Annotated in this window: 12 protein-coding genes; 9 read left to right on the top strand and 3 right to left on the bottom strand. The window is 75.2% G+C overall.

Annotation, left to right across the window (positions count from 1 at the left end; all coding sequences use genetic code 11):
* The first annotated feature begins 147 nt into the window (after positions 1–147).
* Together EBM89_RS18095 and EBM89_RS18090 are read left to right on the top strand one after the other, a co-directional pair.
* Positions 148–1,008 (top strand): inositol monophosphatase family protein, encoded by an 861-nt coding sequence (locus EBM89_RS18095; RefSeq protein WP_439647203.1) that lies wholly within the window; start codon positions 148–150, stop codon positions 1,006–1,008.
* A 125-nt stretch (positions 1,009–1,133) separates the two neighbouring features.
* A complete protein-coding gene (locus tag EBM89_RS18090; protein ID WP_122151024.1) occupies positions 1,134–1,430 on the top strand; it encodes a DUF4193 domain-containing protein in 297 nt (98 codons plus the stop codon).
* 144 nt (positions 1,431–1,574) lie between these two features.
* Here the strand turns inward: EBM89_RS18090 and EBM89_RS18085 are convergent, their stop codons facing one another.
* Positions 1,575–2,072: a DUF3093 domain-containing protein gene (locus tag EBM89_RS18085; RefSeq protein WP_233571842.1), complete on the bottom strand. Its 498-nt coding sequence runs from the start codon at positions 2,070–2,072 to the stop codon at positions 1,575–1,577.
* A gap of 40 nt (positions 2,073–2,112) precedes the next feature.
* On the opposite strand from EBM89_RS18085, the gene dut reads away from it, so the two are divergent.
* From dut to EBM89_RS18065, 4 genes are all read left to right on the top strand, one after another.
* Positions 2,113–2,640 (top strand): dUTP diphosphatase, encoded by a 528-nt coding sequence (gene dut, locus EBM89_RS18080; RefSeq protein WP_199732190.1) that lies wholly within the window; start codon positions 2,113–2,115, stop codon positions 2,638–2,640.
* 74 nt (positions 2,641–2,714) lie between these two features.
* The gene (locus EBM89_RS18075; RefSeq protein WP_122151023.1) at positions 2,715–3,494 is read left to right on the top strand and encodes a DUF3710 domain-containing protein; all 780 of its coding nucleotides are present in this window, start codon (positions 2,715–2,717) and stop codon (positions 3,492–3,494) included.
* A 7-nt stretch (positions 3,495–3,501) separates the two neighbouring features.
* A complete protein-coding gene (locus tag EBM89_RS18070; RefSeq protein ID WP_122151028.1) occupies positions 3,502–3,870 on the top strand; it encodes an OB-fold nucleic acid binding domain-containing protein in 369 nt (122 codons plus the stop codon).
* Positions 3,863–4,627, top strand: coding sequence for a DUF3159 domain-containing protein (locus EBM89_RS18065; protein WP_233571841.1), 765 nt, complete (start codon positions 3,863–3,865; stop codon positions 4,625–4,627). Before EBM89_RS18070 ends, EBM89_RS18065 begins: the two co-directional genes overlap by 8 nt.
* On the opposite strand, the gene EBM89_RS18060 is transcribed toward EBM89_RS18065, so the two are convergent.
* Both EBM89_RS18060 and EBM89_RS18055 read right to left on the bottom strand, forming a co-directional pair.
* Positions 4,557–5,234, bottom strand: coding sequence for a potassium channel family protein (locus EBM89_RS18060; protein WP_122151022.1), 678 nt, complete (start codon positions 5,232–5,234; stop codon positions 4,557–4,559). The genes EBM89_RS18065 and EBM89_RS18060 overlap by 71 nt on opposite strands.
* Positions 5,231–5,881: a potassium channel family protein gene (locus EBM89_RS18055; protein ID WP_122151026.1), complete on the bottom strand. Its 651-nt coding sequence runs from the start codon at positions 5,879–5,881 to the stop codon at positions 5,231–5,233. The genes EBM89_RS18060 and EBM89_RS18055 overlap by 4 nt, the downstream gene beginning before the upstream one ends.
* A gap of 104 nt (positions 5,882–5,985) precedes the next feature.
* Between EBM89_RS18055 and EBM89_RS18050 the strand changes: the two genes are divergently transcribed.
* The 3 genes from EBM89_RS18050 (at position 5,986) to EBM89_RS18040 (ending at position 9,554) form a co-directional block, all read left to right on the top strand.
* The gene (locus EBM89_RS18050; protein ID WP_122151021.1) at positions 5,986–7,989 is read left to right on the top strand and encodes an APC family permease; all 2,004 of its coding nucleotides are present in this window, start codon (positions 5,986–5,988) and stop codon (positions 7,987–7,989) included.
* The gene (locus tag EBM89_RS18045; protein WP_122151020.1) at positions 7,979–9,253 is read left to right on the top strand and encodes a class I SAM-dependent RNA methyltransferase; all 1,275 of its coding nucleotides are present in this window, start codon (positions 7,979–7,981) and stop codon (positions 9,251–9,253) included. The genes EBM89_RS18050 and EBM89_RS18045 overlap by 11 nt, the downstream gene beginning before the upstream one ends.
* A gap of 115 nt (positions 9,254–9,368) precedes the next feature.
* Positions 9,369–9,554 (top strand): translation initiation factor 2, encoded by a 186-nt coding sequence (locus EBM89_RS18040; protein ID WP_122151019.1) that lies wholly within the window; start codon positions 9,369–9,371, stop codon positions 9,552–9,554.
* Positions 9,555–9,649: the final 95 nt, after the last annotated feature.

Below are 9,649 nucleotides of genomic sequence, written 5' to 3'. Positions count from 1 at the left end.
GGCCGCTGCGGCACGGGCGGCTGCGGCGCCGCACCCCGGTGCCCGAGCAGCCGGCACCGCTGGTGCGGTGGGTGGCGCGGCTGCGCCGGTCGGGTCGCGGGTCCGCCGGTCCGGACGAGCAGGGCCCGCTGGGGCAGGATGGGGCGCGTGACGAGCGCGCCTGACCCGAGCCCCACGACCGACCCGCCCGGCGCCGACGAGGTGCGGGTGCTGACCGACCTGGCCGAGCGGTTCGCCCGCTCCGCCGGCGACCTGATCCGCGCGAACCGGCCCGACCGCGTCCAGGTCGCCGCCACCAAGTCCAGCGAGGTCGACCCGGTGACCGCCATGGACCTCGCGTCCGAGGCGCACCTGCGCGAGCTGATCGCCCGGCACCGGCCCGACGACGGCGTCCTCGGCGAGGAGGACGGCTGGCAGCCCGGCACGTCCGGCCTGACGTGGGTCCTCGACCCGATCGACGGCACGGTCAACTACCTCTACGGCGTGCCCGCGTACGCGGTGTCCGTCGGCGTGGTCGCGGGGGAGCCCGACCCCGAGCGCTGGACCGTCGTCGCCGGGTGCGTGCATGCGGTGGTCGACGGCACCACCTACACGGCCGGGCGGGGGCTGGGTGCGTTCCGGGACGGTGCGCCGATCGCCGTGAACCCCGCGCGCCCGCTCGCCACGTCGCTCGTGGGCACGGGCTTCGGGTACCGCGAGGAGCGCCGCCGCGTGCAGGGTCGCGTGCTCGCCGCCCTGCTGCCCCAGGTCCGGGACATCCGGCGCATCGGCTCGGCGGCCCTCGACCTGTGCCGGGTCGCCGAGGGGACGCTCGACGCGCACTACGAGCGCGGCCTGAACCCCTGGGACCTCGCGGCGGGCGAGATCATCGCACGGGAGGCGGGTGCGCAGGTCACGGGTCTGCGTGGTCGCGCGGCGAGCACGGACATGTCCGTCGTCGCGCCGCCGGAGACGGCCGCCGTGCTCGCCGCGCTGCTCGCCGACCTGGGCGCCGACACGGACGACTGAGCCCGGCGTGCACCGCGCTCCGAAATGAGGCACAATCCGGGGCGCCTGACGGGAACAACCGGCGCCTGCCGCGAGTTGGACCCGCGTACCGATGACCACCACCAGACGGAGCGTGACCACACCACATGGCAACCGACTACGACGCCCCGCGCAAGACCGAGGAGGACCTGAGCGAGGACTCGCTGCAGGAGCTCCAGGCCCGGCGCTCCGACAAGAACTCGGGCGTGGTGGACGAGGACGAGACCGAAGCCGCCGAAGGGTTCGAGCTCCCGGGCGCGGACCTGTCCGGCGAGGAGCTGTCCGTCCGGGTGCTGCCGCGCCAGGCCGACGAGTTCACCTGCTCCAAGTGCTTCCTGGTCCACCACCGCAGCCAGCTCGCGTTCGAGAAGGACGGCATGCCCGTCTGCTCCGAGTGCGCCTGACCTGCACGTCCGGACGCGCCTGACCGGCGCGTCCCACCCAGCCGTCGCGACGCCGGCCGGACCCCCGTGGTCCGGTCGGCGTCGTCGTCCCCGGGCGTTGCAGGGCCGGGGGAGCGGCCCCTGGGCGGGGCGGCACGCCGCCGGTCAGTCGATGGTGGCCGGCTCCGCCGGCGCGGGGGTGGCACCCGCCGCGACCAGGGCCGCGACCAGGTCCTCGGGGCGCCGCGTCGACACCAGCCACGACGGCGTCGGGTCGGCGGGGTCCGCGACCTCGACCAGCACCGCGGTGCGCACCCACCCGCGCAGCACGACGTGCGTGCGGGCGTCCAGGCCGGGCCCGAGCGCGTGCCGGGTGGCGTCGACGTCCAGTGCCCGGGGCGCCCGCAGCAGCCGCGCGGGGATGTGGGCGTCGCCCGCGTGCAGCTCGCCGTCGGCGACGCGCACGCGCGTGGACAGCCGGACGGCGCCCACGGCGGCGGCGACCAGGGCGATCCCGCCGGCGACCAGCCCGGGCACCATGCCGAGCGGCCACAGCACGATCGCGCCCATCACGCCGAGCGCGGGCACGAGGGCCCACCCGGCGGGGGACGGCCGCAGCCGCTCGTCGAAGGCGGGCGCGGCGGCGGGCTGAGTGGTCGGCACCCGCTCATCGTCCCATCTCCGCCGGGTAGGGTCGGGGCCCGTGACGGACCACGCCGACGAGACGTCGACCCCCCAGCCCCTGACCGTGCTGCTGCGCCGCCTGGACGAGGGCGTGCCGGTCCCGGGCTACGCCCACCCGGGCGACGCGGGCGCCGACCTGGTGACCCGCGTGGACGCGACGATCGCCCCGGGCGAGCGCGCGACCTTGCCGACCGGCATCTCGATCGCGCTGCCGGAGGGCTTCGTCGCCCTGGTGCACCCGCGCTCGGGCCTGGCCGCGAAGCACGGCGTGACGATCGTGAACGCCCCGGGCACGGTGGACGCGGGCTACCGCGGCGAGATCGCCGTGACGCTGCTCAACACCGACCTGCGCGAGCCGGTCGTGCTGCACCGTGGGGACCGGATCGCCCAGCTCGTGATCCAGCGCGTCGAGCGGGCGCTGTTCGTCGAGACCGAGACGCTGCCGGAGTCCGTGCGCGGTGCGGGCGGCTTCGGGTCCAGCGGCGGCTGGCGGGCGGCCGACGGCGGGGGAGCGCCCGCCGTCCCCGCGCCGGGGGCGTCCCGCTAGGTGCACCCCGCCGTGCGGACTACTGTGGAGACGAACGCGCCCGCGACGCGGGCGACCCGGGGAAGGGACTGAGGGTGGCGCTATTCCGGCGCGGTGCGAAGGGTCGCACCGCCGAGGACGAGACCGCGACCGGCACTGACGCCGTCGAGGACACCGCCGACACCGCGACGGACGCCGCCGAGGCGCCCGCCGAGGTGGCGCAGCCGGCCACGGCCGGCCCGGTCGACCGCTCGGCCGGTCCGTGGGACGAGTCCGAGGACGTCCCCGCGGGCCCGCGCGTGGACCTGGGTGCCCTGCGGCTGCCCGGCGTGCACGGCATGGAGCTCCGGATGGAGATCGACAAGAAGTCGGGCACCGTCACGGCGGTCGGCGTGACGCTGGACGGCTCGACCCTGCAGATGCAGGCGTTCGCCGCCCCGCGCACCGACGGCATCTGGGACGAGATCCGCGAGGAGATCGGCGCGTCCGTCGGCAAGCAGGGCGGCGCCGTGGACGACGTGCCCGGCCCGTTCGGCCGCGAGCTGCTGGCCCGCCTGCCCGTGCGCACCCCCGAGGGCCGCACCGGCCACCGGCCCGCCCGGTTCGTGGGCGTCGACGGCCCTCGCTGGTTCCTGCGCGGCGTCATCACCGGCCGCGCGGCGGTCGACGAGGAGGCCGCCACCCGCCTGGAGGACTTGTTCCGCCGCACGGTCGTCGTGCGCGGCACCGAGGCGCGCGCCCCCCGGGACCTGCTCGCGCTGACGCTGCCCGGCAACGCCGAGGGCGTCACCGCGCAGTCCGCCCCGGCGGGCGCCCCCGCGACGCCGTCGTTCGACCCCCTGACCCGCGGCCCCGAGATCACGGAGATCCGCTGACATGTCCCTGTCGCTGCGCGAGCACCTGCGCAAGGCCGTCGCCTCCCAGGAGGAGATCGAGGCCGACGAGGAGCGCGAGGACGCCGTCCGCGCCACCGGGTGCACCCCGGTCGCGCAGACCGGCGAGCGTCGCCGCGAGAAGGTCTCCGGCGTCATCCGCTCGGTCGTGCTGCGGCCGCGCCAGGGCGTGCCCGCGCTCGAGGCCGAGCTGTACGACGGCAGCGGCAACCTCGTGCTGGTCTGGCTCGGTCGGCGCGAGATCGCGGGCGTCGAGCCCGGTCGCCGTCTGAAGGTCGAGGGCATGGTGTGCACCCGCGAGGGGCGCCGGTCCATGTTCAACCCCCGCTACGAGCTGCGGCCCCGGCCCGGTGAGTGACCGGACGCCGACCGGCCCCGAGGACGCCTCGGCCCCGGTGACGCCCGAGCAGCCCGCCACGCCGGGTGCCCCCGCGCGCGGCATGCGCGCCATCGAGGGGGAGCAGTTCTCGTTCGCCGACTCGATCGGCGGCGTCCGCGGCGCCGTGGAGTCGGTGCTGCCGGGCTTCCTGTTCGTCGTGGTGTTCGTCGCGGCCGGCCAGGAGCTCCGTCCCGCGCTGATCGCGTCCGCCGCCGCGGCGCTGCTGGCGGTCGTCGTGCGCGTGGTCCAGCGCACCCCGGTCACGCAGGCGCTGTCCGGCGTGCTGGGCGTCGGCATCGGCGTGATCTGGGCCTGGCGCACCGGCGAGGCCAGCGACTACTTCGCGTGGGGCCTGCTGACCAACGTCGCCTACCTGGTGGCGTTCGCCGTGTCGGCCCTGGTGGGCTGGCCGCTGGTCGGCCTCGTGCTCGGCCTGTTCCGCGGCGACGGCCCGCTGTCCGAGTCCGGCTCGTGGGCGGGCGCGCTGGCGTGGCGCCACGACCGCGCGCAGCGGCGGCTCTACTCCGCGGTGACCTGGCTGTGGGCCGGGATGTTCGGGCTGCGCCTCGTGGTGCAGGTCCCGCTGTTCCTCGCCGACCAGGTCACCGCGCTCGGCACCGCCAAGCTCGTGATGGGTCTGCCGCTGACCGCCGTGGTGCTCTGGCTCAGCTGGATGCTGGTGCGCGGGAGGACAGCAGCGTCGCCAGCTGCTCCTCCGACGCCTCCCGGCCCGTGACGAACAGCAGCTCGTCGCGTCCCTCCAGCGTGTCGTCCGGCGACGGCTGGAACGGCCGGTCGTCCCGGACGATCGCCGCGAGCACGGTGTCGGCGGGCCAGTCGATCTGACCGACCAGCGACCCGGCGAGCGGGGAGTCCTCGGGGAGCGTCAGCTCGAGGATGTCCGCGCCGGACTGGTGGAAGGTGAAGATCCGCACGAGGTCGCCGACCGAGACGGCCTCCTCGATCATCGCCGTCATGATGCGCGGCGTGGACACGGCGACGTCGACGCCCCACGCCTCGTCGAACATCCACTCGTTCTTCGGGTTGTTCACGCGCGCGACCGTGCGCGGCACCCCGTACTCGGTCTTGGCGAGCAGCGAGATGACGAGGTTCGCCTTGTCGTCGCCCGTGGCGGCCACGACCACGTCGCACTCGTCGGTGCGGGCCTGCGTGAGCGTCGGCAGCTCGCACGCGTCGGCGAGCAGCCAGTCGGCGTCGGCGACCTGCGCCACGCGCATGGCGGACGGCTGCCGGTCGATCAGGGTGACCTCGTGCTGGTTGGCGAGCAGCTCGCGGGCGATGGACCGCCCGACCGACCCGGCCCCGGCGATGACGACCCTCATGCCGTCACCTCGGGCGCGGCGGTGACGGTGCGCTCGACGGCCGCCGAGTCCTCGGCGCGCAGCAGCAGGTGCACGATGTCGTTCTCCTGGAGGACGGTCTGGGCGTCGGGCAGCAGGCCGTCGCCGTAGCGGGTGAGGTACGCGACGCGGGCGCCGGTCGCCTCCTCGAGCAGGCGCAGCGGCTTGCCGACCCACCCGTCGTGGACATCCACCTCGGACAGCTGGATCTTGCCGGACGCGTCGGTGAACTGGCTGGTCGCGCCCATGGGCAGCAGCCGCCGCAGCACCTGGTCCGCGGTCCACCGCACGGTGGCGACGGTCGGGATGCCCAGGCGCTGGTAGATCTCGGCGCGGTGCGGGTCGTAGATCCGGGCGACGACGTTCTCGATGCCGAAGGTCTCGCGCACGACGCGCGCGGCCAGGATGTTGGAGTTGTCGCCGTCGGAGACCGCGGCGAACCCGAAGGCGTCGTCCACGCCCGCCTGGCGCAGGACGTCCCGGTCGAAGCCGAGGCCGGTGACCTTGCTGCCCTGGAAGTCGGCGTCGAGGCGCCGGAACGAGTCGGGGTTCTGGTCGATGACGGCGACGGAGTGGCCGTGGCCCTCCAGCGACTGCGCGAGCGTCGCGCCCGCGCGGCCGCAGCCCATGATCACGAAGTGCACAACGCGGAACGCTATACCCGTGGCGCCCGTGCGCGCCTCACCGCCCGGGTGGACGCGGAACCGCCCGGGTGCGCCTAGCATGGTCGCTCGTGCCGGACCTCGCGGATGCCGCCAAACGCTTGCTGCTGGGCCGACCGGTCCGCAGCGAGAACCTGGGGCACACCCTCCTCCCGAAGCGCATCGCGCTCCCGATCTTCGCCTCGGACGCGCTGTCGTCGGTCGCGTACGCCCCGGACGAGGTGCTGCTGACCCTCGCGCTGGCGGGTGTGGGCGCGACGATGATCTCCCCGTGGGTCGGCCTGGCGGTCGTGATCGTCATGGTCACGGTCATCGCGTCCTACCGGCAGAACGTGCACGCGTACCCCTCGGGGGGTGGCGACTACGAGGTCGCCACCGTGAACCTGGGGCCGAAGGCGGGCGTCACCGTCGCCAGCGCGCTGCTGGTCGACTACGTGCTGACCGTCGCGGTGTCGGTGTCGTCGGGCGCGCAGTACGCGGCCTCGGCGCTGCCTGCGCTGCGCGGCCACGAGACGCTGTTCGCCGTCGCGGTGGTCGTCCTGCTGACGCTGGCGAACCTGCGCGGCGTGAAGGAGTCCGGCCGGGCGTTCGCGGTGCCGGTGTACCTGTTCATGATCGCGGTGGGCAGCACGGCCATCGCGGGCTTCGTGCAGTACCTGACCGGGGACCTGCAGCAGGCCGCCACGCACGACCTGACCATCGTCCCGGCCGAGGGGCTGGACCAGGGCCTCATGGGAGCCGCCGGCGCCTTCCTCGTCCTGCGGGCCTTCGCGTCCGGCTCGGCGGCGCTCACCGGCGTCGAGGCGATCAGCAACGGCGTGCCGTCGTTCCGCAAGCCCAAGTCGAAGAACGCCGCGACCACCCTGCTGCTGCTGGGCTCGCTGTCGGTGTTCCTCATCATGTCGATCCTGACGCTGGCGAACCTCACGGGCATCCACTACGTCGAGGACCCGGCGACGCAGCTGCTGCGCGACGGCGTCCCGGTCGGCGAGGACTACGTGCAGGACCCGGTCATCGGGCAGCTCGCGCAGACGGTGTTCGCGTCGTTCCCGCCCGCGTTCTACCTGGTGGCCGTCGTCACCGGCCTGATCCTGGTGCTGGCCGCCAACACCGCGTTCAACGGCTTCCCCGTGCTCGGCTCGATCCTCGCCAAGGACGGCTACCTGCCGCGCCAGCTGCACACCCGCGGCGACCGGCTCGCGTTCTCCAACGGCATCCTGTCGCTCGCCGCCGGCGCCATCGCCCTGATCGTGGCGTTCGACGCGCAGGTGACCCGGCTGATCCAGCTCTACATCGTGGGCGTCTTCGTGTCGTTCACGCTGTCCCAGCTCGGCATGATCAAGCACTGGACGCGCGAGCTGCGCACGCAGCCCGACCCGGAGCGCCGCCGCCAGATGACCCGGTCGCGGGTCATCAACGCCGTCGGCTTCGGCATGACCGGCACGGTGCTCGTCATCGTGCTGCTCACGAAGTTCACGCACGGCGCGTGGATCGCGATCCTCGCGATGATCGTCGTGTTCATCGGCATGCAGGGCATCCGGCGGCACTACGACCACGTCCGCGAGGAGCTCGCGCTGGACGAGGACGTCGCCGCCGCGAAGGCGCTGCCGAGCCGGGTGCACGCCATCGTCCTGGTCTCGCACCTGCACCGGCCGACCATGCGGGCCATCGCCTACGCGCGCGCCTCGCGGCCGCAGACGCTGGAGGCGGTCACGGTCGGCGTGGACCCCGAGGACGCGCAGGCGCTGCGCGAGCGCTGGGAGGCCCTGGACCTGCCCGTGCCGCTGCGCGTCCTCGACTCGCCGTTCCGGGAGATCACCCGGCCGATCATCGCCTACGTCCGCTCGATCCGGCGGGACAGCCCGCGGGACCTGGTGGTCGTCTACATCCCCGAGTACGTGGTCGGGCACTGGTGGGAGCAGCTGCTGCACAACCAGAGCGCGCTGCGGCTCAAGGGCCGGCTCCTGTTCACCCCCGGTGTGGTGGTGGCCTCGGTGCCGTGGCAGCTCGCCTCGACGGAAGGACAGACCGGCATGGAGGACCACGTGCGCAGGACGACGAGCCGTGGGCTCTGACCGCGTGCCCGCACCGGGCGAGACGGTGGAGCTGGAGATCGGCAACGTCGCGCACGGCGGGCACTGCGTCGCCCGGCTGCGGACGCCCGGCGAGGACGGCCCGGGCCGGGTCGTGTTCGTGCGGCACGCCCTGCCGGGCGAGCGGGTGCGGGCGCGGCTGACCGAGACGGGCGCGAAGGCGCGGTTCTGGCGCGCGGACGCGGTCGAGGTGCTGGACGCCTCCCCGGACCGCGTGGAGTCCGCGTGGCCGGAGGCCGGTCCGGACGGCGTCGGCGGCGGCGAGCTCGCGCACGTGCGCCTGGACGCCCAGCGCGCCTGGAAGTCCGGCGTGCTCGCCGAGCAGCTGCAGCGCCTCGCTCGCGTCGAGCGGGACGTCCCCGTGCACGCGCTGCCGGGCGACGACGAGCGCGGCGGCCTCGGCTGGCGCACCCGCGTCGGGTTCCTGGCGGACGCGCAGGGCCGGGCGGGCATGCGCCGGTTCCGGTCGCACGACGTCGTGGCCGTGGACCGGATGCCGCTGATGAGCGAGGCGCTGGTCGACCTCGACCTGCTGGGCCGCCGGTGGCGCCCGGGCGCGCGCATCGAGGCCGTCGCGCCCGCCGACGGGGACCAGCCGGTCGTGCTGGTCGACGACGAGCCGTTCGACCTGCGCCGCGGCAAGGTCGACCCCCGCCCGAACGCCCGCACCGCGGTGCGGGAGAAGGTCCGCGTCGGCGAGCAGGAGTGGGCGTACCGCGTCGCGGCGGCCGGGTTCTGGCAGGTGCACCGCGAGGCGCCCGCCGCGCTGACCGGCGCCGTGCTGGACGCGCTCGGCGACGTCGATGGCGGCACCGTCCTCGACCTGTACTCGGGCGCGGGCCTGTTCACGCTCCCGCTGGCCGACGCGGTGGGGGAGTCCGGCTCCGTCGTCGCGGTCGAGGGGGACGACCGCGCCGTCCGCGACGCCCGCCGCAACCTGCACGACCGCCCGCAGGTCGCCCTGCACGGCGGGGACGTCGGCGAGGTGCTGGCGTCCGGCGTGGCCGGGTCCGGCGTCGACGCGGTCGTGCTCGACCCGCCGCGCGTGGGCGCCGGACGGGACGTCGTCGCCGCGGTCGCGGCCCTCGGTCCGCGCCGCGTCGTCTACGTCGCGTGCGACCCGGCGGCGCTGGCCCGGGACGTGGCGTACCTGGGGGAGGCGGGCTACGCGCTCGCCGACGTCCAGGGCTACGACCTGTTCCCGATGACGCACCACGTGGAGGCGGTCGCGGTCCTCGACCGCTGACCGGTCTGCAACTGCTCGTCCCGCGCGCCGAACCGGGTGCGCGGGGCGGGACGTCGGCCTAGCGTGGGCAGCGGGCGCCGCCGCCCGTGGCGCCCGGGACCGGAAGGAGCCGACGATGACCGCACCGCACGAGGGTGGCCCGCGCGAGTCCGCCGCCGAGGCGACGCGCCGCGTGGCCGAGGCGAGCCGACGCGCGACCGCCGAGCTGCACAAGCAGGGCACCCCCGACTACGACCCGCGGCAGCACGAGAAGGCCGTCGAGCGCGAGCGGCGCGCGATCGAGGACGCCTCCGGCTCCTGACGCGCCGTCCCGCAGCGCCCCGGGCGCCGGCCCCGGGGTCGGCGCCCGGGGCGTCGTCGTCCGCGCGCCGCCGGTGCGCCCGGACCGCCCCCGGC

It is taken from the genome of Cellulomonas triticagri (genome assembly GCF_003696205.1).
GTDB lineage: Bacteria > Actinomycetota > Actinomycetes > Actinomycetales > Cellulomonadaceae > Cellulomonas > Cellulomonas triticagri.
Note: the sequence above shows the minus strand (reverse complement) of the source record. Positions and strands in the feature narration are given on the sequence as shown.